This window comes from Rhizobium ecuadorense, from assembly GCF_001187535.1.
Lineage (GTDB): Bacteria > Pseudomonadota > Alphaproteobacteria > Rhizobiales > Rhizobiaceae > Rhizobium > Rhizobium ecuadorense.
Genome location: NZ_LFIO01000386.1, coordinates 1 through 23,441 on the forward strand (window position 1 = coordinate 1; position 23,441 = coordinate 23,441).

At 60.3% G+C, this 23,441-nt stretch carries 20 protein-coding genes; 7 read left to right on the forward strand and 13 right to left on the reverse strand.

All coding sequences use genetic code 11. From position 1 onward, the window contains the following. Nucleotides 1-86: 86 nt before the first annotated feature. The 13 genes from AF337_RS09940 to tssH form a co-directional block, all read right to left on the reverse strand. Nucleotides 87-821, reverse strand: coding sequence for a GAD-like domain-containing protein (locus tag AF337_RS09940; RefSeq protein ID WP_049732051.1), 735 nt, complete (start codon nt 819-821; stop codon nt 87-89). Between the two features lie 36 nt (nt 822-857). After that, nucleotides 858-2,033 carry a hypothetical protein gene (locus tag AF337_RS09945; protein ID WP_049732052.1) on the reverse strand — a complete coding sequence of 392 codons (1,176 nt, stop codon included), beginning with the start codon at nt 2,031-2,033 and terminating at the stop codon, nt 858-860. 18 nt (nt 2,034-2,051) lie between these two features. After that, nucleotides 2,052-3,740: a DUF4150 domain-containing protein gene (locus AF337_RS45205; RefSeq protein ID WP_049732053.1), complete on the reverse strand. Its 1,689-nt coding sequence runs from the start codon at nt 3,738-3,740 to the stop codon at nt 2,052-2,054. A 121-nt stretch (nt 3,741-3,861) separates the two neighbouring features. Beyond that, nucleotides 3,862-4,242 (reverse strand): sulfurtransferase TusA family protein, encoded by a 381-nt coding sequence (locus AF337_RS40060; RefSeq protein ID WP_049732054.1) that lies wholly within the window; start codon nt 4,240-4,242, stop codon nt 3,862-3,864. A 277-nt stretch (nt 4,243-4,519) separates the two neighbouring features. Next, the gene (locus tag AF337_RS09960; protein ID WP_049732055.1) at nt 4,520-5,488 is read right to left on the reverse strand and encodes a type VI immunity family protein; all 969 of its coding nucleotides are present in this window, start codon (nt 5,486-5,488) and stop codon (nt 4,520-4,522) included. Between the two features lie 15 nt (nt 5,489-5,503). Then, nucleotides 5,504-7,015: a DUF4150 domain-containing protein gene (locus tag AF337_RS09965; protein ID WP_049732056.1), complete on the reverse strand. Its 1,512-nt coding sequence runs from the start codon at nt 7,013-7,015 to the stop codon at nt 5,504-5,506. Beyond that, nucleotides 7,012-8,118 (reverse strand): DUF2169 family type VI secretion system accessory protein, encoded by a 1,107-nt coding sequence (locus AF337_RS09970; RefSeq protein ID WP_049732057.1) that lies wholly within the window; start codon nt 8,116-8,118, stop codon nt 7,012-7,014. Before AF337_RS09970 ends, AF337_RS09965 begins: the two co-directional genes overlap by 4 nt. A gap of 12 nt (nt 8,119-8,130) precedes the next feature. After that, entirely contained in the window at nt 8,131-10,392 is a 2,262-nt protein-coding gene (gene tssI / locus AF337_RS09975) for a type VI secretion system tip protein TssI/VgrG (protein WP_049732058.1), read from the reverse strand. A gap of 16 nt (nt 10,393-10,408) precedes the next feature. Continuing rightward, nucleotides 10,409-10,912, reverse strand: coding sequence for a type VI secretion system amidase effector protein Tae4 (locus AF337_RS09980; protein WP_244471209.1), 504 nt, complete (start codon nt 10,910-10,912; stop codon nt 10,409-10,411). Nucleotides 10,913-10,925: 13 nt separating this feature from the next. Continuing rightward, on the reverse strand, nt 10,926-11,279 hold the full coding sequence (locus AF337_RS09985) for a Rap1a/Tai family immunity protein (protein ID WP_202813700.1): 354 nt from the start codon (nt 11,277-11,279) through the stop codon (nt 10,926-10,928). A gap of 138 nt (nt 11,280-11,417) precedes the next feature. Beyond that, the gene (locus AF337_RS09990) at nt 11,418-12,011 is read right to left on the reverse strand and encodes a hypothetical protein (protein ID WP_049732059.1); all 594 of its coding nucleotides are present in this window, start codon (nt 12,009-12,011) and stop codon (nt 11,418-11,420) included. Nucleotides 12,012-12,082: 71 nt separating this feature from the next. Further along, nucleotides 12,083-12,559 carry an Hcp family type VI secretion system effector gene (locus AF337_RS09995; RefSeq protein ID WP_003575677.1) on the reverse strand — a complete coding sequence of 159 codons (477 nt, stop codon included), beginning with the start codon at nt 12,557-12,559 and terminating at the stop codon, nt 12,083-12,085. Between the two features lie 41 nt (nt 12,560-12,600). Continuing rightward, a complete protein-coding gene (gene tssH, locus AF337_RS10000; protein WP_049732060.1) occupies nt 12,601-15,363 on the reverse strand; it encodes a type VI secretion system ATPase TssH in 2,763 nt (920 codons plus the stop codon). Nucleotides 15,364-15,593: 230 nt separating this feature from the next. On the opposite strand from tssH, the gene tssA reads away from it, so the two are divergent. From tssA to tssF, 7 genes are all read left to right on the forward strand, one after another. Beyond that, on the forward strand, nt 15,594-16,658 hold the full coding sequence (gene tssA, locus AF337_RS10010; RefSeq protein WP_082336785.1) for a type VI secretion system protein TssA: 1,065 nt from the start codon (nt 15,594-15,596) through the stop codon (nt 16,656-16,658). 79 nt (nt 16,659-16,737) lie between these two features. Further along, nucleotides 16,738-17,262, forward strand: coding sequence for a type VI secretion system contractile sheath small subunit (tssB, locus tag AF337_RS10015; protein ID WP_049732063.1), 525 nt, complete (start codon nt 16,738-16,740; stop codon nt 17,260-17,262). Between the two features lie 129 nt (nt 17,263-17,391). Next, entirely contained in the window at nt 17,392-18,873 is a 1,482-nt protein-coding gene (tssC, locus tag AF337_RS10020) for a type VI secretion system contractile sheath large subunit (RefSeq protein WP_049732064.1), read from the forward strand. 21 nt (nt 18,874-18,894) lie between these two features. Beyond that, nucleotides 18,895-20,331: a type VI secretion system contractile sheath large subunit gene (tssC, locus tag AF337_RS10025; RefSeq protein WP_280138839.1), complete on the forward strand. Its 1,437-nt coding sequence runs from the start codon at nt 18,895-18,897 to the stop codon at nt 20,329-20,331. Continuing rightward, nucleotides 20,328-21,158, forward strand: coding sequence for a type VI secretion system accessory protein TagJ (locus AF337_RS10030; protein WP_049732066.1), 831 nt, complete (start codon nt 20,328-20,330; stop codon nt 21,156-21,158). Before tssC (AF337_RS10025) ends, AF337_RS10030 begins: the two co-directional genes overlap by 4 nt. Continuing rightward, entirely contained in the window at nt 21,151-21,660 is a 510-nt protein-coding gene (tssE, locus tag AF337_RS10035) for a type VI secretion system baseplate subunit TssE (protein WP_049732067.1), read from the forward strand. Before AF337_RS10030 ends, tssE begins: the two co-directional genes overlap by 8 nt. Beyond that, the gene (gene tssF, locus AF337_RS10040) at nt 21,653-23,434 is read left to right on the forward strand and encodes a type VI secretion system baseplate subunit TssF (protein WP_049732068.1); all 1,782 of its coding nucleotides are present in this window, start codon (nt 21,653-21,655) and stop codon (nt 23,432-23,434) included. The genes tssE and tssF overlap by 8 nt, the downstream gene beginning before the upstream one ends. The last annotated feature ends 7 nt before the right edge of the window (nt 23,435-23,441 follow it).

Sequence of the window (23,441 nt, forward strand, 5' to 3'; positions counted from 1 at the left end):
TGCGGCTCGCTACGTCACCTCACATTCGATTCATCGATCGCAGGACCTGCTCTAGATGTCCTAATCGTGCGGAGTGCACCTAAGCATCAATCGATCAGGCGGTCATGTCCGATCGTACGAACAGCTTCGAGATGCCCAAAGGCACCTCGTCCGCCCTCCTTCGGATCGACATAGCGTTCAAATGCAAAGGACCCCATCTGCGATAGAATGCCCAGATATTCGATGAAGCCGCCGATTGAAAAATCCTTGGCGGCGCCATCGCCTCCAAGGCGAAAATGCGGGGCCATAGTATAGACCTGATCGGCGCCGATCGACCCGAGCCGCCGGCGGACAGCATCGAAAACAGGCTTACCGGTCGTAGAATCCACCCAGCCGTTAATATCGAAAACACTGGCGTCCACGGCGGCAGCTACCGCCATATCGTCATCGAACGGAGGGATGCCCTCGATGACGTGGGTAGTAATGTCGGTGGTGGTGAGGGTGCCGAGATTCATCTTGAGCGTGATCAGCTTAAACTTTGGGTGCCAGATGCTGACTTCGCCGAATGCATCACGCATGAAGGGCACCATTCTTGCGGAGTCGAATTCCGGATCGCCGGCAAACAACGTATGCAGAATAGGCATGATAGGCTCGGGATCGCAGATCCAATAGAGACCATCACGCCACTGCCCACGACCATGTTCAATCCAGAAATCGACCATGGCGTCAGGCAGCTTCCCTCGATAGCCCTCAGCCTGCGAAGCAGAAACCGTTGTACCGCTTTTAAGCGGCCCGAATTCATCCAGCACTTCCTGCAGGGGGCGCCGAGGTGTAACAGACATATTGGCTCCAGATGCTCATCAAGCTGCTCGCCTTGGTCAAGGCAATCCTTTGTCGCGGCCCTTGAACGGCCTTGCCGAAAGCTCTTTCGGTATGTCGTGTTGATGCCAGCCCTGATCATCCAACGTGTAATAACGAAGCCCGTAGTCGAACACATAGAGCTTATCGTTCTGGACAAAGAGGGCGCTCGGTTGCAGGACAAAGGGAGCGGAGCGCATCTTCACCTTGGGTGCGAACGGCTTTGCAACATGACCATCGAACCCAAATAGTTCGGCGCCGGTTGCGAGGACCAGATCGTTACGCCACCGAACGCCGTTCTTGAAATTCTTCTCTCGGTCGGCGATGGAGGAGATATCGCTAAAGCCGGCTTGCGGATTGCCCTTCATCACCAAACCGTCGGAGCCGATGACATAGTCAGCGTCAGGCCCATCGCTCTCGACATCGGCAATGTAGGAATAAGCGGGAAGAGACCGGGCGATACGATCCGGCAGTGCCTGCTGCTTCCAGGCGCCGGGCCGACCGGTGAAAAGTGTTTTTAGACGCGGAAAGCTATCCAGTTCGGCATAAAGTTTTTTCTGAAGCTCAAATTCCTCGTCCTCAGACATCCCGTCTCGATAAAGCGGATGGCCAGGATAGAGATTGAAATGCCGCGTGTTTGCCGCCTGCGTGCCAACGACGAAGATATCGCCGTTCTGGTTGGTCCCAAGAATCGTCCAATCGGGCACCTTGTAGGGATACTCCGTTGGTAGCGACGGAGAAACATCTTGCCAGGATTTTTCTTTGCCAAGCTTCAGGAAGCCTTCGCCACCCGCAACCAGCCATTGATCCCCAACCGGTAGAATAGAGGTAAACAAGATCTCTGGCGCGCTGTCAGTCTCAGCCTGGGTTCCGGGAATGATCGAATGCTCCGCGCCTTTGGGACCGATCACATAAATGTCGCCGTTCAGGCTGAGCGTCACATAAGATGGTTCACCGGCATTATCGGGCCGCGGCACGACCCTGACATCTCGTAATTCGCGCCGAACATCGAGGCGCGAGAATGTTTGCGCCTCGGCATCGCGGGTGAGAATGATGGTATAGGGATCATCCCAACGCGGGCCGCCCACCAAAAGCGCAAAGTAACAGTCATCCGCCATAGCCGCGGCATAAAGCGTCGGCTCCCAAGCTCCATAGAGCTCCTCGAAATCTTCGTCGTCATCGATAGCGTCGATCATCTTCACTCTTTCGATCTGTTAGGGATAGCGGCCATTGCGAAGAACCTTCGCGATATCGCCTGAAGGCAGTGGCTTTTCCTTGGTGCGACCGGGTGCTCTTAAACCAGTTTTTGCCTTAACCTGCGCTTCTGCTCGGACGTTGGCAGCCTCTGCGCAAGCCTTGTCAATGTCCTTTGTCTGCAACAGCGCAGCTTGAGATCTTTGAAGAATCCTGCCCATGGGAGCAGTGCCAGGAAACTCCGGATGGTCAATGCCTGCAAACTCTTTCCGAATGTGTTCGTGCACTCCCCCCGAGTCATTCTTATTGCTATGTTCATCGCCCGTCAGACAGATTGACTCGCCTTGGCCTTCGGTTGGGGCGTTGGGAACGCGTTCTGTCGTTACCTTTCCAGCTCGATCGCCTAACCGGTAGACCATGTCAGGTACGACGTGGTGAGTCTTGCCGCCACGTGCTGTGCATGGTCCAAAGATATCGTCGTAAGGCCCTATAAGGCACTCTTTCTTCTTTTTGTCATCGATCCTCGTATTGGAACCTGGATCAAGCGGAGGTGGTGGAATTGGCTTCGGCTTCGGCTTCTGCTCCTCTTCTTCCTTTTTCCGGGTCTCGGTTATTTCCTTGAGCTTCTGCTCGATCTGGTCTTCCGATAGCCCCTGGAAGGGCGAGAGAACATTCTGAACTTCGGCATCCGACATTGTGCGGACGTCCATCGGCTTTCCGGCTAATGTCGACAAAATATCATTGGCAAGCGGAACGCGTTCATTGTCATTGATAATGAGGCCGTACTTCCCTTCCCAGGTTGAAGACTTGAACATATCCAAAGGATTGCTCACATGCTCGCGACCGCCAAGCAGGCGATTTTGAGACATGACATGTTCACCTGCGCCAGAGAAGATCGTCTGGAAAGCGCGCGCTTCCGCCGCTTTCTCAGCCTGCGTTTTGCTGAGGTCATCTAAGATCAGCGATCCGACGCGACCCCAAATTCCAAATCTTTGGAGCGCCGCCGAACCAATTTTAGGCCAACTGGCGGTTGGCGTCTGCGTTGTGGGCGGAGCGGATGTGGTCGCTCCCCTCGTCGTTCCACTGACCAGTCCGCCACCTGCATTCGTCATTGTGCCGACATTCGCTTGCGCATATTGCGCACCCATGATCAGCGGCTCGGGCGAGGCATCGCTCATCACGCGGCCTTCGTCTGCATTGGCGCCATTCAAGCGCAGCGATCCCCAGACGGGATCGTCGTCTTGCGGCGGGGCGTATGTCTGTGTGCCACGGACGAAGATCGCTTCGCCCTGCGTGTTCCGATTGTTCATCCAGAAACGGTCGAGATGGCGGATGACGTGGGAGCCCTCAGCGCGTACCTGCTCGGCATGACCGATCGGCTCGCAAATATTTTCGACGGTGCCGGATTTGAAACCCTTTTTTGTTCCCGGGGCGTCACCATGGACGTGGGTCGTGCAGGAGCGCATGACCATCGCCTTCTTGCCGGTGAAGCGGACGGATGGCGTATAATCTTTGTCGTGCCCGCAATAGTCGACGATCGGGTACGGGATGGGGACGGCGGACGAGCCTACCGGGGTCAGGCAGACATCCGGCGACAGCGAAACGATCCGCGCCTCATCGAGGTCGCGCAGCCCTTCGCGCGGCTGCCTCGTCGTCCACGGCCCTGGGTAATTCGGCTCGCCGACATAGTTATCGCGCGGGATGCTCATGCCGCCACTTGCCTCAAGCTTTCATTAGCAGATTTCTGCCGCTTCAACCCCAAAGTAGGGCGTAGAGCGTGTAATCGCGGAAGCTGGCGTGAAGGAGGGGTGGTTGGTCCGAACTTACGTGTCACGACCATATGCCTCCGTCGTGGGCTCTGCCTTTCTCAATTAGAAACGCATCAAAATTGCCGATATAGGCCGCGCATCTCAGGTAATCGCCGTTCGCTCGCGCTGCATGCCGGATGTCGATCTTTGCAACCGGATCATCGGTGAGAACCAAAAGCCTCTCTCCTTGCTGCAGTGACATAAGCATCTTGTTCATGCGCCTCACAGGATAGGGGCAGCGGCGACCGCGTACGTCGGCGACACCCTGAATGATGCCCTCGGCCAGATCGCCAGCAAAACACTCCGACCCTTCGGAGATATAAGTCTCGACGAAGCTGCGAAATTCGCTGTCAGTCACCAGGTCCGGAATAGCGTCGAATTCAACGGGAACAAATTCCTTCATTTTGGATCTCCGTGGCGGTGCATAGGTCTCGCCTTTTCAGTCAAACCGCTGATCCATCTGAGATTTTCTGCTAGCCTCGCGTCCTTTCCGGAATTGAGATGAGCCCGCACGAGGAAAATCCATCTGTGTTACACGCGGTTGATGTACGGTATTGGACACGTCGTCTCTCTATACGTTGTGTGTTCAGCAACCACATCGCGCGACCCAAGCTCGGCAAGGCAATCTGCAAACCACTCCAAAAGCGACAGCAATTATGGTTTTTAACTCGCCCCCGCTTTCAATCAAAACGGCGCAGCCATTCGAGAGTGACTTCCGGCCCGTCAGTTGGAAACGGCTCCTTGATTACTCCCCATCTGTAGCCTTCAAAGCGAATGGGTTTGATGAGCCGCGCGACCGCGCGATAGCTCTCGGGAACACCACCATTCGCGGTATCGCCCAAGACCGGCAAAGCCCCGGCGCGAAGGACTACACCGCTGGAGAACCGAACAAAGGAAACGTCGTCCGTCACCTTGGCCTGAGCCGCTGACGAGCCGCCAAGCGCCCGAATGTTCTCGTCGCCGAGAACAGTAAGCCAGTTTGATGAGCGTGGCTTCTCCCAGCCACCTTCCTCGGTTTCTGTCCAGTAGCTTCCCATGGCGTCGTATTCCAGCCCCGGATATTGCTTGAGCCAAGGATAATAGTAGGCATCATCTGGCAATTCTGAACCCGGATTTGAAAGCGCACCTAAGCCAGCAGAACCGTGGATCGCGGAGACACGATCGCACCAAACGCGCACCAGCTCCACAAACCGATCAGGATCACCAAAAACAAAGGCCGGAGGAAAATGAGCTTTGATACCGGACGAAGGCCACCTCGGCCTTTTCTTGTGGCCGAATGCCATGAATCGAAAGAGGGAGGGATCATCGGGCTCGTTGGGATCGGCTCGCTTCATGTTGATATAAGCTAACTCATCCTGTCCCAAGTCCGCCAGTTCTGCATAGGGACCGGCTACATCAGTGCCATCGTAGCGGCGCATCTTGCGTTCTTCGCCGACCTGAAAATGTGTTAGCCGATCAGCAAAGAAGCTAAGATAGTCTTTCAGGCAGTTGACGATGGCCTCGCGCTTCTGCGGCATCCATCCATCGGTGAAATATATGGACAGAAGTATCCCCACACGGGAGCGAACTTTGTGAACCATCTCGTCCCGCAGAACACCCCGTTTCTCAATGTCCTCGGGCACTTGTGCAAGATCGCGTGGAAATTCCATATTCTGCCCTCTTTTTTAGCACTTGATGCCAGGTTTGGCTGTACCGCTGCTGCAGTCACAGTCCTTCGCGACATCTATCTTGACGTAGTCCGTCTTTGGATTGAGGCCGTTTTTTTGCGCAATCCTCTCATATTCGCCGCTTGCCTGCATCGGTGTCTCTCCGTCAACATCCCCTCCGGACGTTGGGAATTTCAACTCGAAAATTTTCCAAAGCTTTCCGTCTTTCCACCAGGATATGTCAGGTCTTGGCATGCCTCGCACGGGATATTGAGATGATGGCATGCCAGAAACATTATTGCTGGGGTTGGCGCTATATCCGTTCTCAGGGTCATAGCTGATCTCGGGACGCGGCCCGTCGGCGTTCGGGCTTTTCGGATAGCGAGGCGTTCCATCCGAGCGCCGCGGTCCGTTCGGATCATAATGTTTTTCACGAAGCTTCCGGGCCACACATTCGGTATAGGTTGCCGCACCGCCGCGGTCTTTCATGCATTCGCACGCAAGCTTACAAATGTCATCGCATTCGGCCTTTGCAGCCGAAACGCGCACATTCTCCGCCGCGGTCTGCGCTGTGTCCTGATTGCCGGCCATCGAGAAGACGCGGTTCCACGCGCGATCCTTAATGGCCTGCGCCGCATCATAATCACCAGCGGGAAGCGCTGTTCCGCGAATTTCACCTGCAGCAGCGCCAAGCACCGACATCTGAGCCGGCGTCAAACCTTTTCCAGGCGTCGTCGAGTAGTAATCCAGTTCAGACAGCATCGTTGTTATTTGGGCCTTTGTGACCCCGCCAGACGTCAGCGCATCGACGATTGCAGCCCAGATTCCGGTGCGACGCATAGACGGGAGCGGCCTGCTTGTGGTTGTCGTGGCCGTTCCGCCCCTTCGGGATGCTCCATCAAAAAGACCACCGCCTGCATCGATGACACTGCCGCCGGCATTCTGAGCAACTTGGTATGAACCGGGAGGCAATGCCGTCGAATTGTTCATGGATCCCGGAAGAGACGTATACTCGGCGCTTGCAAGAGCCAGCGATCCCCGCACCGGATCGGTGTCCAACGGTGCTGCGTAAACTCCGGTGTCACGAATGAAAATCGCTTCGCCTTCGGTGTTCCCACTGTTCATCTTGAAACGATCAAGATGACGGATGACCGGCGAACCTTCGGCACGAACCTGAGCCGCATGCCCCACCGGTTCGCAGACGTCCTCGACCGTTGCCGATTTTATTCCGCGTGCTGTCCCCGGCTTGTCACCATGGACATGAGTTGTGTGCGCTCGCAAAACCATGGCCTTTTGCGAGGTGAAACGCACGCTGTCGGTATAAAGTGCGTCATGCCCGCAATAATCGACGATTTGATACGGGATCGGGACGATCGATGACCCTACGGGCGTCTTGCAGACATCCGGCGCGAGGCAGATGATGCGGGCGGAATCGTTGTCGCGAAGCCCCTCTCGCGGTTTGCGTGTCGTCCACGGCGAAGGGTATTGCGGCTCTCCTCCATACATGTCCTGAGGTGGAGGCAGGCTCATGCAGCCGCCCTTCCAGCTTCTCCACTTGTCTTAAGGACAACACGGCTTAGCGTGAGCGTCGTTTCGCCAGCATCAGGCAACGGGAAGCGTGCGCGCCAAGTCAAGATCACGCGCCCGTCGCTCCGCCAATCGAAAAGTACACCGTCAAGATTGAGGAGATGCCATTCATCGCGGTCTTCTCGCCGGCAATGAATCCCGAGCTTCACATCGGGCAAAGCCCCTCTCGCCACAGAAAACTCAGGATGCATGTTTTCCAACAGATATTCCTCGCCTCCCTCCAACCAGGGCATGGCGATGAGATCCGGATGCGCGCATTGCCAAAACCGTGGGTCGAAATCTTCCGGCAGAAGTGGGTGGCGTTGGGAAAGCCAGGTGTCGTCGTAGGTGCCGGCGTATTGTTGCCGCGGCCTCCACCAAGGAGAGATCGGTCCGAACCCCTGCGGTTCATAGCGACGACGCCAGTCGATTGAGGTCTCATCGGCTGCCACGATCGAGGGCGCAAGGTGAGGAACCGCTTCTGGTCCGACATCGAGATTAACGACACCGCAGCCCAGTGGATTTGCCGGCTCGACATCGCTGGGCGCCCCCGTTTGCGGGTCTCCGGTTCCTGGTATTTGCCCTCCATAGGCATTGCTCCAGGCCAAGGAAACAGACGTTGTCGGCTCCGTTTCACTCAATTTCCAGTCACTAAGGACTCGCTTCGGTTCCGTCGCGAGGAAACCGGCCCACCGGTCACGGATGATAGGATGCCAGAATCGTCTTCCATGCACCCTCAGCGTCTTTCCGACATGTCCCACCTGCAAGCTGCAGATCCATGACTGCGCGGATTTACCCTCTGGTGCGTAGCTGCTTCCAAGGAATGTTATGTCGGTACCTGGCTTCTCGGGCGTCAAATCCGTTTGTCGTAACAGCACACCTTGATGCGGATCACCGTCATAGGCGTCTTCCCACTGGAAATCCTCCTGCGCACGGCGCAAGCGCAACTTGCCGTCCTGAACATGTTCGAACGTCCCGCGAACCGACACGACGCAATCCAAATCGCCGTTGGCGTCGAATTGCCGAAAGGCCATGGCTGGAAAGGGAAGTCGGTTGATCAGTTCCAAGCAACTTCCTCCTCAGTTCAGGTCGATCGGCTTGCCGCGCATCTGGAAATGTTCGGTGGCGACGAAATTGAACGTCTTGCCGAGGATGATCACTTCGCCATTGGCTTTCATGATGAATTTGGAATCGCCGCATTCGATGACGAATTCCTCGCCCACCGCGATCTTCTTGAACTTGCCCACACTTTCGAGTGAGGTCTGGCCGACATTGGTCACCTTGCTCATGCCGATCTGCTCGGCGCGGGCAATGCCGATCGTGTCGGATTTGAAGGCGCCGACGATCGTGTTCATGATGCCGGGCAGCGGAAAGAGGCCGGAGGCCGCATCCCCAACGCCCGTGCCGGAGCCGGCGAGTGCGGTGCCCGCATCCGCTCTCGGCGACGGCCCTGATACCACGCCTTCGCGGCTCCCCAATCCGCCGCCTCCCAGGAAACCGAGCGCCGAAGACGCAACCGTGCCGGCAAAGGCCGCAAGCCCGGCCCCGCCGCCGCCTGCAATCTGCCCGGCCTGAGCCAAAAGCCCCGCCGTATGTCCAGAGAGACCGCTGACCGCTCCCATCAGCGCCATCGCCATCGGCCCCGTGCCGCCGACGACCGTATTCATCGAGCCGCCGACTTCGTGTTTCTGGTTGCCGCCGACTTCCACCGTCCGGTTGGCGCCGATGGCCGAGACTTCGTGGCGGTCGATGCGTTTGGTGCGGTCGTTCAGCACCCGCGTCGTCTGGTCCTTCTGCGCGTGGAAGAACATGTTTTCCTGGCCGGCCTCGTCTTCGAAGGTCATTTCGTTGAAGCCGGTGCCCTTATGGGTGTTCGAGCGCATGACCATGCGCGTCTTGTTACCAGGCAGGTCGTAGGGGACCGCATTGGCCGGGTTCGGCACGACGCCGGTTACCAGCGGCCGGTCGGGATCGCCGTCGACGAAGGCGACCATCACCTCCATCCCGATACGCGGAATGACCTGGGCGCCCCAGGTGCCGCCGCCCCAGACCTGGCTGACGCGCACCCAGCAGGTGTCCGATCCATCCTTCTTGGCCTTGCGGTCCCAGGGGAACCACAGCTTGATGCGGCCGTATTGGTCGGGGTGGATCTCCTCGCCGGAAGGACCGGCAACGATCGCCACCTGCGTGCCTTCGATGCGCGGCCGCTTCGTCTCGCGATGCGGCGTCATCGACACCCGCGACGGAACCGCCTCGAAGGTGTTGGTGTATTCGGGCTCGTTGCTGTTGGTCTCATAGGACCGGTCGACGACGGTATGCGTCGCCTTGACCACCACATGCTCTTCATAGGCATGGTCGGGGTGGGCGACCTCATAGGGCGTGAAGCGGCGTCCCGCCTCCAGGATACGGGATGTCGAGCCGCCGAAGACCCGGTCGTGGTCGGCCTCGGAGGCCTGCATCCTGAGTTTTTCCGCCCGCTCGGCTTCAGCGACGGAAGAAATGCGCGCCGGATATTCGTAGAGTTCGCGTTTAGTCGCCTCCGGCATCTGCACCAGCGACGGCGTCATCGTGCCCGGCACCATGCGCGGTGTCTCGAAATTCCAGTCCGCGCCGGCCCGCTGCCCCGGCACATAGGAATAGCGCCGGCTCCACTCGGTTATGTGGTTGCGGTCGGCCGAGCCCTGCGCCAGGCGGACCTGCCCCTCGCCCTGCGCCGAGGGTGACGGGCCGAGCCAGGAGCGGGCGCTGTCGGCCACATGCAGCTTGTGTTTGCCGTCCTCGTGCGAGAACCAATAGAACAGGCCATCCTCCTCGAAACGGCGGGTGAGGAAAGCAAGGTCGGTTTCGTTCCACTGCACCGAATAATGCTGCGGCGGTGGTGGCGTGATGACGCCCGACGTATCCGGCGCCGGGATGCCGTGTTCTGAAAACAGCGTTTCGACGATATCGACCGAGGTCTTGTCCATCCAGATGCGGCAATCGGACCGGCGCGACAGCAGCCACATCTGCGGCCTGAGCACCATGGAATAGGATCTGAGGCCACGAGTGATCGGCGGCCCCTCGTTGAGTTCGGTCACCAGGCCGTTGAACGGCCGGCGCACGCCGCCCTCACCGTCGCCTTGTTGCACCTCGACGGACACATCCATCAGCCGGCCGATCAGTTCCTCCGGCTTGACCGATGGTTTCTTGGCGCGCGCCGAAATCTTGATCTCGAAGAGCGAGGAAATACCCTCCTCGATCGTCACGCGCTCCGGCAGAAGCTGGTCCTCGCCGAGCGGCGAGACGATCTTCAGAATACGGTTCGCCTGGATAAAATCGGCGGCGGAGGGCTGATCATTCATGGCTTGACCTCAAACCTCAGGACGTGCGGCTCGAAAGGAGCGGCCAGAACCAGATCGATTGGGATTGGTAGTAGCAGGAAGAGGCGCACTGAGCCGCGTCGGCGGCTCCGATGACCAGATCGATATGCCCGCCCCCCCTGTAACCGGGTATGCCGTTGAAGGCGACGACGCCCTTGCGGGCCCCAATACCGGATTGCGCCGTCGCCGAGGTGTAGGATTCGTAGTTGCCGAGATAGCGAGTGGTCGCCAAGAGATCGGCGAGCCGGCGCATCGAGACCTCTAGGCCCGTGTTGGCGTGCGGGCCTTTGAGGATGTTGTGGGATTTCGGGGAGATCTTGATGCCGGACCTCACCAAGGCCAGGCTGACGCGCACGGCGCAGGTATTCGCGTAGAGCGGATTGTTCAGAAGCGCGTCCCAACCAAGCTCGCGAAAAAGATCCTGCTGACTGACATAGTTAGGCCGGTACGTGGCGCTGCTTGGATAATTAGCGTAAAGCTCATCGAAGGATACGTTGATCATGTCGGCTCTGAAATCATTTTTCTTTGCAGGGAAAGGATTTGCTGAGGGCGGCGGACACAGAGATCGCAGCATTCTGCTGCAGAGCCTCCGGCGCCAGTGTTTGCAGATGGCTGAAGACGCGGTCCGTCAGCTCGTGAATGAGGACACCGCCTTCAATGCACCAGCTCTTTCCATCTGTCGCATCGGCAACGCCGGCCACATAGGCCGCGCCACGCTCGTATGAGATTTGCCGGCGAAGTTCCGGATTCGTGATTTCCGGCGCGGCATCGCCCTTGAGCGCTTCCAGGAGCTGCTGGTTGCTCATCCGCCAGATATCGGGCTGCTGCGCTTGGACGGGCGCGGCGTCGACAAGCAGCAGGATGGCCATAACAGGGCCCATCCAGCTATCGCGCTTCCACGCATTGCGCAAATTGCGGCCATTGCCGAGCGAAGACTTCATCCACCAGCTCACAAAATCAAAGAGTTCAGATTGCCGACGACATATCGTTCATCGATAGAGACCTTCTCAGCCTACGGCCGCAGCAGATGCTTCCGAGAAGCGTTTCAGAAAGCCGTCGACCAGAGTGCGCCGATCGAAATAGTGAAGAAGTTCCAAGCGGTTGGTATTGCCGTTGAAATAGGCGGCTGCCATCGGCCGCTCGTCAGCTTTCTGGATGAAGGTGATTGCCGGATTGCCGTAGAGCAGACGGGTCGGTGCCGGGTCCTCACCGTAGATCGGAAAGAAATTCAGCGTGACTGAGGCCTTATGATGCTCAAGCGCCTTGGCCGTGAAGATGTTCTTCTTGCCGAGATAGCGGTGCATGACCGTCGTGCGGCCATTTGGATGGGTCGTCAGCTGCGTTCCGGATTCGAAGAATTCCGAAAGCAATTCCCGCGCCCCCGGCGAGCCCTGCAGCTTGCGGCCCTTGAAATAAACGTCTTCGCCGATGGCGAGGGTATAAACGCTGCGCATCACCTGAAGATGGCTGGTTCCTATCCCTTTGACGCCCTTGACCTTGAAGCTGGGCGCGACCATGCCGAAAACGCTTTCGTCGAACACTTCCTCGACGATGAGATGGTAGTTCGTCAGTTTCACATTATCGATGGCCAATCCGCCCATGGGAAAGACTTCCTTCAGCTCGCGACGAGGATGGAGTGAACGGGCGCCACGATCGGCGCCCGTTCCAGTCGTTAAGCGGCCTTGGTCGTTGCCAGATCGTAAGAAGCGATCATCGGCGACTGCGGCGAGTGCTTGTCGTCGTAAGGCGTGTACTTCACTTCCATCTTGGTGAAGTTCAGCTTGATCGTCTCGACGGGGCGGTCACCGTTGGAATCGATCGAGTAGCTGGCGATCAGCGTGTTCTCGAGCGAATACTCGATGTAGGTGTCGCCGGGATTGCCCGTCGTGACCAGATGGATGACGGAGCGCTTGCCGGTACGGCCCGAGCAGGCCTCCTGGAAAAGCTTGGTCGACGAGGAGTCGCTGACCTTGGTGAGGATCACTTCCGAAACGGTCGGCTCGGAAGCTTCGCGGTTTGCCGCCGAACCGGCGGAGGTGTTCATGTTGCGGGCGACGTTCCAGTGGATGGCTTCGATATCCATCCACTTGCGATGCTGTTCGTGGGTCGCATCACCCTGGATACCGTCGATCTGAAGATAAATCGGCATTCTGTCAGCTCTCCTATTGGCGGTTGAGTGCCTCGTTGCGTCTAAGGCGTAGTCGCCTTTCTTCTTCCTGCTCCCCGAGTGCGCTTGCGGCTCGGGGCTACTTCATCCGACAACCGGTTTTCCCCCGGCGTGTCGAATTTCTGCGGGGCAGCCTCTTCGGCATCGAGGCCGAAGCGTTGCCCGTCATATCCGATGGTGATCCCCGTCATTTTCTTCCCCGCCGCGACGGCATCGAGGAAAAACGTTGAAAGAACAGGCAAGAGGTCGCGCGCGATCATCACCTCGATCGCGCGGGCGCCCATCTCGCTGGTGCGGGCGCGCGAAATCAGCGCGTCACGGGCTTCCGGCGACAATAAAAGCGCCGTCCCGTAGGTGGCGCCGACCCGCTCGCGGATGCGGCCGATCTGGATATCGACGATGCCGGACAGCGTCTCGGGCCCAAGCGGCATGAAGGGCAGCATCGTCGTGCGGCCGAGAAAGGCCGGCTTGAAATGCTTCTGCAATTCCGGCAGCAGCAGCGCTTCGAGCGCATCGCCTTCCGGCATGGTGTCGGGATCGGAGGAAAGGGCGGCGATCATTTCCGAGCCCGTATTGGCGGTCATGACGATGGTAGTGTTCTTGAAATCGATGTCCCGGCCTTCGCCGTCGCGCAGCGTTCCCTTGTCGAACACCTGGTAGAAAATTTCCTGAACACCCGGATGCGCCTTGTCGATCTCGTCGAGCAGCAGCACGCCGTAGGGCCTGCGCCGCACCGCTTCGGTGAGCACGCCGCCTTCACCGTAACCGACATAGCCGGGGGGCGAGCCGAGGAGCATGGAAATCTTATGCTCTTCCTTGAACTCGGACATGTTGATGGTCGTCAGATACCGGCTGCCGCCATAGAGCATGTCGGCAAGCGACAGCGCCGTTTCGGTCTTGCCGGTCCCGGACATGCCGGTGAGCAGGAAAACGGCCGGCGGCCGGCGCGGATCGGAAAGGCCGGCGCGGGCCGCCCGCATGGCCGAAGCAATCCGTTCGATCGCCGCGTCTTGGCCGAGCACTCTCTCCTTCAGCCTGATATCGAGCGTCTTGACCGTCTCGATCTGGTCGGCGAGCAGCTTGCCCAAGGGGATCCCTGTCCAGCGGGCGACGACGGCGGCAACGACTTCCTTGTCGACGACGCGCGGCAGCAGCGGCGTCTGGTCGACCACAGCCGCAAGGCTCCGCTCCGCCACGGCAAGGGCTGCCCGGGCGCTTTCGGCGGTCATGGCCTGCGGCGGGAAAGGCGCCACATTCGTGCCGTCGCCTGAATTGTCGGCCGGCGCCAGCGGGGTGACGGCGTCGTCGGGCGAGAAGAATTCCTCCAGCCGATCGGCCTCGCGGACCAGGCGGTTCTCTTCGTCGAACTTCGACTGGAGCGCTTCGATTTCCGAGACGATCTCCTGCTGCTTGGCGGCGATGCCTTCCAGGCGGGCGCGCTTTTCCGGCGTCTCCGGTTCGCGCGCCAGCCAGCTTGCCTCGGCTTCCAGAAGATCGCGCTCATCGGTCAGCAGCTTCAGCGCCTCCGGCACCGTCTGGCGCGCAAGCGCCACGGCGGCGGCGGCGGTGTCGATCAGGCTGATCGCTTTGTCAGGCAGCTGCCGGTCCGGGATATATCGCGCCGAAAGCCGGACGGCGGCAACGATCGCCTCGTCGCGGATGCGGACTTTGTGATGGGCTTTCAGGCCTTCCGCCACACCGCGCAGCATGCGGATCGCCGCCTCCTCGTCCGGCTCGCGGACATGCACGGTCTGGAAGCGGCGGGTAAGGGCGGCGTCCTTTTCGATGAAGCGTTTATATTCGCTCCAGGTCGTCGCCGCGATCGTGCGCAGTTCGCCCCGCGCCAAAGCCGGCTTCAGGATATTGGCGGCATCACCCTGCCCTGCCTGTCCGCCGGCGCCGATCAGCCCATGCGCCTCGTCTATGAACAGGATGATCGGCTGCGCGGAAGTCTTCACCGCATCGACGACGCCATGCAGCCGCCGCTCGAACTCGCCTTTCACACCCGCGCCGGCCTGCAGCAAGCTGAGATCCAAGAGCAGCAGCTTCACATCCTTCAGCCGGGCCGGCACGTTGCCGCCGGCAATCTCCAGCGCCAGCGCTTCAGCCACTGCGGTCTTGCCGACGCCCGCTTCGCCGACGAGGATCGGATTGTTCTGCCGCCGGCGCATCAGGATATCGATCACCTGCCGCAGCTCGCGGTCGCGCCCGATGACCGGGTCGGTGCGGCCGGCGCGGGCATCCGCGGTCATATCGCGGGTATAGAGCCGCAGGAATTCATTATCTCCGGCCGTCACGGCCGGCACGGAAAGCGGTTCCGACGGATCGGATGCCGCCTGCTCCAGCAACCGGTCGAGCATGGCTCTGTCGAGATTGCGCAGCGATGGGGCAATGCCGCGGATAAGCGCACGCAATGCCGGATCGCTCAGCAGTGCAGCAAGCAGATCGGCAAGCAGCACAACATTGCGCCCGCATTGCAGCGATGCAACCAGAAAGGATTCGCGGCCAAGAGCCAGCAGGTTGGGCGAGAGCGCAAGTGCGGCGCCATCCTCCCGCGCGATGTCGGCGATTGCCGCATCGAGCTCGGTCCGCAGCGCCGCGGAAGAGACTCCGAGGTCTTCGAAAACGGCGGAAAAGCCCGCAATATCAAGCAGGGAGCGCAGCCAGTGGGCGATGTCCACGACAGCGTGCTGGTGACGCACGGCAAGCGAAGCCGCTGTCTCAAGACCGACACGTAGATTGGGCTCAAGCGTTCTTATCAGACGATTGAGATCGATATGGGACATCCGTTAGTCCTGTTTTTACGTCGAAATTCAGCGCGCTCTCGTGATGCGAAGAAACAACTAGGGCGCTCATAAACCCTTGTCCAGAAGAAAAACGACTCTATTTTAAAAAATGAGCATATCGAAAGTCGTCATAAATCCGTCATCATCCGGAGATGGTTGACAAGCCAATACAGGCCGCCCAAAATGCGAAATCTCTGCAGGATGCTCTTATTTTTGAGGTATTTAACCGCGTGAACGTCGACGAAATTATAGACCCACTTGAGAACGACCGCCCGTGCGGAGAAAACGTGCGAATTAATACTTCGTCTCGTGAAATATACTATAGAATTAAGGATGCAAGAAACGCCGCCCGTACAGCCGAACGTAGTATTTCCCCCGGTGATGTTATTTCGCTTGCACCTGCATGGCACGATGTTAGCAATCTTGGATTGCAAATCCTTTCTTCCCGGAGCAAGGATATCGAAGTATTGGCCTGGCTTGCGGAGGCACAGTTGCGGCTGCGCGGCTTCTCAGGATTGCGAGACGTTTACGTTGCAACCGCGTCGCTTTTGGACAAGTATTTCGACGCTTTGCATTCGATCGGGGACGGCGATTTCGAGGAACGGTTCGCGCCCTTCGCAGGCCTCAACGGCGTGGGCGGCGAAGGCACCCTCATCCAGGCTATTCGTTTGACATCGTTGATCCCGGACGGGAAGTTCGCACAATTTTCGCTTTGGGATTTCCAGCTTTCACAGCGGCCGAACGAAGCCGAACGGCGCAAGGAATTGCAGCAGGCAGCAGCAGAAGCCGGTGTCGCTCAGATGTCAGCCTATCTCGGAGTGCTGACCGAGTGCATCGCCGCTTTCGATCGCATGGTCGAAATACTTGACCAACATTGCGGCGACCAGGCGCCGCCGAGTTCGAATACACGCAATGCTTTGCAGGAGGCCGCATCTGCAATCCGGATGATCGCCGGGCTCGAAGCTTCGCCGGCCATACCTGAAACGCCTGCTGTGCAAGGGCTGGAGCCGCGGCAGACAGGCGATGCCGGTGAGGCCGAGGCCGTTCGCACGCGGCCTGCCGGCGCTGAGGCGATTCGTTCGCGGGAAGAGGCCTTCGAACATCTGATCGCCGTTGCGCGCTATTTCCGCCGCACGGAACCCCATTCGCCGATCTCCATGTCGATCGAGACGCTGGTGCGTCGCGGCCGCATGGATTTTTCCGAGCTTCTTGCCGAGCTTCTGCCCGAACAGCACACACGCAATGCCGTGCTGACGGCGGCCGGCATTCAGCCCGCAACCGACAAGGGAGGCTAGCGGATTGCGGCCGGGCTTTCCGGCCGCAATCCGAAGCACCTCAATTCGCAATCCGCCGATGAGACGAAGGAGAGCCTCGATGGCAAGTGTGCATGAGAAACTGGAACGGGTTCGCAAGCCGCGGGTCCACATCAAATACGAAGTCGAAACCGAAGGCGCGATGGTGGTGAAGGAGCTGCCTTTCGTCGTCGGCGTGCTCGGCGATTTCTCCGGCAACCCGACGCAGCCGCTCAAGGCTTTCGGCGAGCGCAAGTTCGTGCAGATCGACCGGGACAACTTCGACGACGTCATGCGCCGCATGACGCCGGGTCTCACCCTCTCGGTCGAAAACACCCTGGAGAAGAACGGAACCGAGCTGCCGGTTTCGCTGAAATTCGAAAGCATGGCCGATTTCGAACCCGGCGCGGTCGTCGATCAGGTGCCGGCGCTGAAGGCCCTGCTCAACGCGCGCAACCAGCTGCGCGACCTGATGAGCAAGGCGGACCGCTCCGACGAACTCGAGCGCCTGCTGGAAGACATCCTGCAGAACAAAGCCGATCTCTCGCAGCTGGTGGCCCAGCTTGGCGGCGGCAAGTCCGAAGAGACGAAGGACGTACTGAACTGAGTGTCTGGGATCGCGGGCCGATCGCGGCCCGCGCGCTCAATTCCTGAAAAGTCGTTGTCCGGCGCGGCCCCTTTTGAAGGGAACCCCTCATGCTTCGAGGGCCGCCGCTTTCGCAAAAAGGATCGATAGATGACTGCTGAAACGCAATTGCAGACAAAGGAAGAGGCAGGGTTCGCGCCTGATGAGAACCTGCTCTCGAAGGTCGTTGCGGCAACCCGCCAGACCGAGCCCGACCGTGCGCAGGATCTGCTGCGCACGCTGACCGATCAAGCCCTCAAGGGCACCGTCACCTATGATCGCAATCTGACGATCACCCTGAACAATGCCATTGCCGAGATCGACAAGGCGATATCGAGCCAGCTTGCGGCAATCATGCAGTCGCCTGAGTTCACCAAGCTCGAAGGCGCCTGGCGCGGCTTGAACTATCTGGTCAAGAACAGCGAGACCAGCGCCAATCTGAAGATCCGCGTGCTCAATGCCTCCAAGCGCGATGTCGCCAAGGATCTGGCCAAGGCCGTCGAATTCGACCAGTCCAGGCTTTTCAAGTCGGTTTATGAAGACGAGTTCGGCACACCGGGCGGCGAGCCGATGGGCGCGCTGATCGGCGATTATGAATTCGACAATTCCTTCGACGACGTACAGCTCCTGCAGGGCGTGTCGATGATCGCCGCCGCCGCCTTCGCCCCGTTCATCTCGGCCGCCAGCCCGCGCATGTTCGGCTTCGAGGATTTCCGCGAGCTGGCAAAACCCCGCGATCTCGAAAAGATCTTCGAGACGGTAGAATATGCCAAGTGGCGCAGCCTGCGCGAGAGCGACGATTCCCGCTTCGTGACGCTCGCCATGCCGCGCGTGCTGGCCCGCATGCCCTACGGCCCGAAAACCAGCCCGATCGAGGAGTTCAATTTCGACGAAACCGGCGGTTCCAAGACCGGCGAACTGCCGCACGGCTCCTACTGCTGGATGAACGCGGCCTATGTGATGGGCACGCGCCTGACCGAAGCCTTCGCCAAGAACGGCTGGTGCACGGCCATTCGTGGCGCGGAAAACGGCGGCAAGGTCGAAGGCCTGCCGATGCACATCTTCTCCAGCGATGACGGCGATCTCGACCTGAAATGCCCGACGGAAGTCGGCATCACCGATCGCCGCGACGCCGAACTCGGCAAGCTCGGCTTCCTGCCGCTCTGCCACTACAAGAATACCGACTATGCCGTGTTCTTCGGAGCGCAGACGGCGCACCGGCCAAAACTCTACGACCGGCCGGAGGCGACCGCCAATGCGGCCGTTTCAGCCCGCCTGCCCTATATGATGGCGACCTCGCGCTTTGCCCATTACCTCAAGGTCATGGGCCGCGATAAGATCGGCTCCTTCATGGAAGCGGAAGATTGCGAGGCCTGGCTCAATCGCTGGATCTCCAACTACGTCAACGCCAATGACGACGCCGGCGAGGAGTCGCGGGCGAAATATCCGCTGCGCGAGGCGAAAGTCACCGTCCAGGAAATTCCCGGCAGGCCGGGCGCTTACAATGCCGTCGCCTGGATGCGCCCGTGGCTGCAGATGGAGGAATTGACCACCTCGCTGCGCATGGTCGCCCGGATTCCCTCGAAGAACTGATGACATCAGGGTCCGGCGCGGCTGAAACCGCCGCGCCAAACTCTTCCGAAACATTTGGTCAGGTCGACGATGGGTTCCAGCACTGAATGGCGGCGCCGGGCGGATCAGCTGATTACGCTGATCGACGAGGCGTTGAACAGGCAAGTCAATGTCATCCTCCACCATCCCGATTTTCAGGCGATGGAGGCGAGATGGCGTGGCCTTGCCATGCTCGTGCGCGAGGCAAGCCGCAGCGGCGAGGTGAAGGTCAAACTGCTCAGCGTCAGCTGGCGCGAGCTCGCGCGCAGCATGGAGCGCGCCAGCGATTTCGACCAGAGCCACCTCTTCGAACTGATCTACAGCCGCGAGTTCGGCATGCCGGGCGGCGAGCCCTTCGGTCTGCTGATCGGCGATTATCATCTTTCTCCCGCCGATCCCGCCGACGGCGATCCCGTCAGCACACTGTCGCAGATCGGCATGGTGGCCGCCGCTGCTTTCTGCCCTTTCGTCGCCGGTGCCGCGCCGTTGTCGATCGGGCTTGAGGACTTTCACGAGCTGAACCGCGTCAGCGACTTTTCCTGGCTCGCCACCGAGACGGCCCGCATCCGCTGGAACAGCCTTCGCGCCAGCGAGGATTCGCGTTTCCTCGGGCTCGCCGCCCCGCGCATCCTGATGCGCTCGCCGCTGACGCCGCATGCACGCGATCGCAATGACGGCTTTCCCTTCCGCGAAAGCATCGCCGCCGACGGCAGCTCGCTCCTCTGGGGCAACGCCGCTTTTGCCTTTGGGACCGTCGTCATCCGCAATTTCATCACCTCCGGCTGGTTCGCCGAAATCCGCGGCGTCACGCAGGATGCGGTCGACGGCGGCCTGCTGAGCGCAGCCGAATTGCCGCCTTATGATTTCGGCACGGAGAGCAACGGACTTTCCGCCCAGGCGCCGTTGGAAATCCACCTGACCAGCGGCCAGGAGCAGCAGCTTTGCGAGCTCGGCATCATTCCTGCCGCCACCACCTATCTCTCCTCTTCGGCGATCTTCAATTCCAATCAGTCGCTGCATGCGCCGCCGCATTATTCCAACGAGCATGCCCGCCAGAACGCCCGCCTCGCCGCCATGCTGCAATATGTGCTCTGCGCCTCGCGCTTCGCGCATTATCTCAAGGTCATCATGCGCGACGAAATCGGCCAGCTCTCCGATGCGATCTCGATCGAGCGCAAGCTTATGGATTGGCTGACCGCCTATACGCTCGGAAACGACGATGCCGACATTGCCTTGCGCACGCGGTTTCCGCTGCGCTCCGCCGGCATCGGCGTCGCCGAGATCCCGGGCAAGCCCGGCAGCTTCTCCTGTACGGTCCGGCTGCAGCCGCATTTCCAGCTCGATGATGTCGCCACGAGCTTCCATCTCATCGCCGAGACCGCAACCACGGGCCAGATCCTGAGCCGCCCGGTCACTATCCCCGAGAGGATGTCCGCATGACGCTTTCCGCCAGCATCGCCCAATCGCTCAGCGACAACGCCCTTGAGGAGGCGCTCGAGGAGGCCAAGGCGCATCTGAAGGCCAAGCCCTCGGATCAGGTGGCGCGCCATCTCTATATCGATCTTCTCGTGCTTGCCGGCGATTATGAGCGTGCCGACAATCAATGCAGCCTTGCAGCCACGCTTTCTCCCGACGCGACGATGGGCTTCGCCTTGCTGCGCAACGAACTTCGGGCGATGGCGGCGCGCGACGCCTGGTTTACGAGCTCCGCCGTGCCGGAATTTCCGCAGGGGCCGAGCGAGCTCGACAAGCTCGCCATCCGCCTCGGCATCGCCCATCGCGACGGCAATGCGGAAGAGACGAGGACCCAGCTCGATGCGCTGGAGAATCTCCGAGGCGAACATCCGCTGATCTGGAACGGCAAGGCGGTCTCCGATTTCCGCGACCTCGATGATCGCACGCCGCACGCTCTCGAAGTCATCATGACCGGCGGCGGCTATCTGTGGATCGACTTCGCCAAGATATCAGCCCTGTCGATCGAGCCGATTGCCCGCCCGCGCGATCTCGCCTTCCGCCGCGCTGAACTGACGCTGGTCGACGGCGCAGCCGCGTCGGTGCTTCTGCCGGCGGTCTATCATGGCACAAGCAAGGATGCGACGCTCAGGCTCGGCCGCGAGACCGATTGGATCGAAGAACCCACGGGCATCACCACCGGCCGCGGCCAGCGTTGTTTCCTCGCCGGCGACGAACTCGTCTCCTTCCACGATACCCAAAGTCTGGAGATCGTACCGGCGGTCTCGGCCGGCAGGCAGGCCGCGCATGGTTGATCCGCTCGAACGCTACCGGCTGCGCGACCGCGTTCTGTCCCGCTCGATCCTCGACAGGCTGATCGACGAGGCTCCGGATCGCGCCGTCGATCCGCCGGTGAGCTTCGTCGACCAGGTCCGCGAGGTCAGGGAGGCCATCCGCCGCGATCTGGAGGCGCTGCTCAACACACGGCGCTCCCCGACCACCCCGCCGGCCGCGCTTTCCGAACTGAAGGACGCCCTGGTGAGCTACGGCGTCGACGGCATCGTCTCGGCCAATCTGATGACCGACCAGGCTAAGCTCAGGCTGGCGGCAGCGATCGAGCGGCGCATTGCGCTGTTCGAGACGCGGCTTGCCGATGTCAGGGTGACGATCCTGAAAAGCCGGACGATGACCGAGCGGGCGCTGCGCATGCGCATCCAGGCGACCTTCCGCCTGCATGAAGGCATGCCGCCGATCAGCTTCGAATCGACCATCGATCCGTCGACCCAGCGCTTCCTCGTGGAGGCAGGCAATGGCTGAAGGTTTCCTCCACCGTTACAATGAGGAGTTGCTGGCGCTGCGCCGCCGCGCCGCGCGCTTTGCCGATGCCTTCCCGAAGATCGCCGGCCGGCTGCGTATGACCGGCGACGTCGCCGACGATCCGCATGTGGAACGCCTGATCCAGAGTTTCGCCTATTCGGCCGCCCGCGTCCGCCAGAAGCTGGACGACGAATTTCCCGAACTGACCGACGGCCTGCTCGAAACGCTCTATCCGCATTATCTCGCGCCGCTGCCCTCGATGAGCATCATCAGGTTCCGGCCAAGCGATACGCTCGCCTCCGTCCAGACGGTGCCGCGCCATACTGAGGTGCTGGCAGAGCCGGTGAGAGGGGAAGCCTGCCGCTTCCGCACCACGCAGGACGTCGAGATGGCGCCGATCGAAATTACAGGCGCCAGCCTTTCCGGCCAGCCGATCAATGCGCCGCTTTCGCCCCACGCCGGGGTTGCCGGCTGCCTTAGGCTTTCCATTCGCTCCCTGGATGCCCGAAAGCCTCTCGGCAGCCTCGGCATCAGCCGGCTGCGCCTGCACATTCCCTCCCCCTGGCAGCAGGCGGTGGCGATCTACGAACTGCTTGCCAATCACACGCTCGGCATCGCGCTTGCCAAACATGCCGACGACCGCTCGCCGGTCTTCCTGCCGGCTGACAATCTCAAGCCCGTCGGCTTCGAGCCCGAAGAGGCGATGCTGCCCTATCCGGCGCCGAGCTTCACCGGCTACCGGCTGCTCACCGAATTTTTCGCGCTGCCCCGAAAGTTTCTCTTTCTCGACATCGAAGGACTCGATGCCTGGACGGGCGAGACGCTGGAACTCTTCGTCTATCTCAGGGAAAGCGACGCGAAGCTCGAACGGGCAGTGTCGGTCCGCGATTTCGCCCTCAATGCGACGCCCGTCGTCAACCTTTTTCGCCAGGTCTGCGAGCCGATCGCCATCGACGGCACCCGCACGGAATACCGCCTTCTGCCCGATGCGCGGCGCCAGAAGACCCGCGAGATCTATTCGATCGACCGCGTTCTGCTCACCGGATCGCGCGGCCAGGAGGAGTTCTGCCAGCCGTTCTTCGGACGGTCGCAGCGGGCAGGCACGAGCGCGACCTACTGGCAGGCCTATCGTCGTTTCGACGAAGACGACAGGACCAGCGACATGGATATCGCCTTCGTCGACCGGCAGCGCCGCTCCGCGGGTCCCGTCGATGCGGTCGCAAGCGTCGACACGCTCTGCCTCAACCGCGACCTGCCGGAACAGCTTCCCTTCGGCGGCGGCCATCCTTTCCTGCAGCTTGCCTCCGGCCATGAGGCGATGGCGGGCGTCGAGGCGCTGATCCCGCCGACACCTTCGGTGCGGATGGCCGATCAGGAAGGGCGGAACTGGCGGCTGATCTCGCATCTCGTGCTCAACCATCTCTCGCTCTTCGACAATGGCGGCGCGGCGCTCAAGGATATCCTGTCGCTCTACGCTTTCCGTGACAGCCCCGAGACCAAGCAATTCGTCGACGCGCTGGTCAGGATCAAGGCCGCCAATTCGACCGCCCGTCTCGGCAGCGGCGGCATGGTGCCCGGCACCGAGATCACGCTGGAATTCGATCCCGCCGCCATCGACCGGCCTTCGGCCTTCCTGTTCGGCAGCGTGCTCGACCGCTTTTTCAGCGTCTATACCTCGGTCAACAGCTTCACCCGGCTCACCATCGGCATGAAGGGACAATCGAGACCGATCGCCCGATGGCCGGCACGCGCCGCCGAACGCCCGCTTCTCTGAGGAAAGG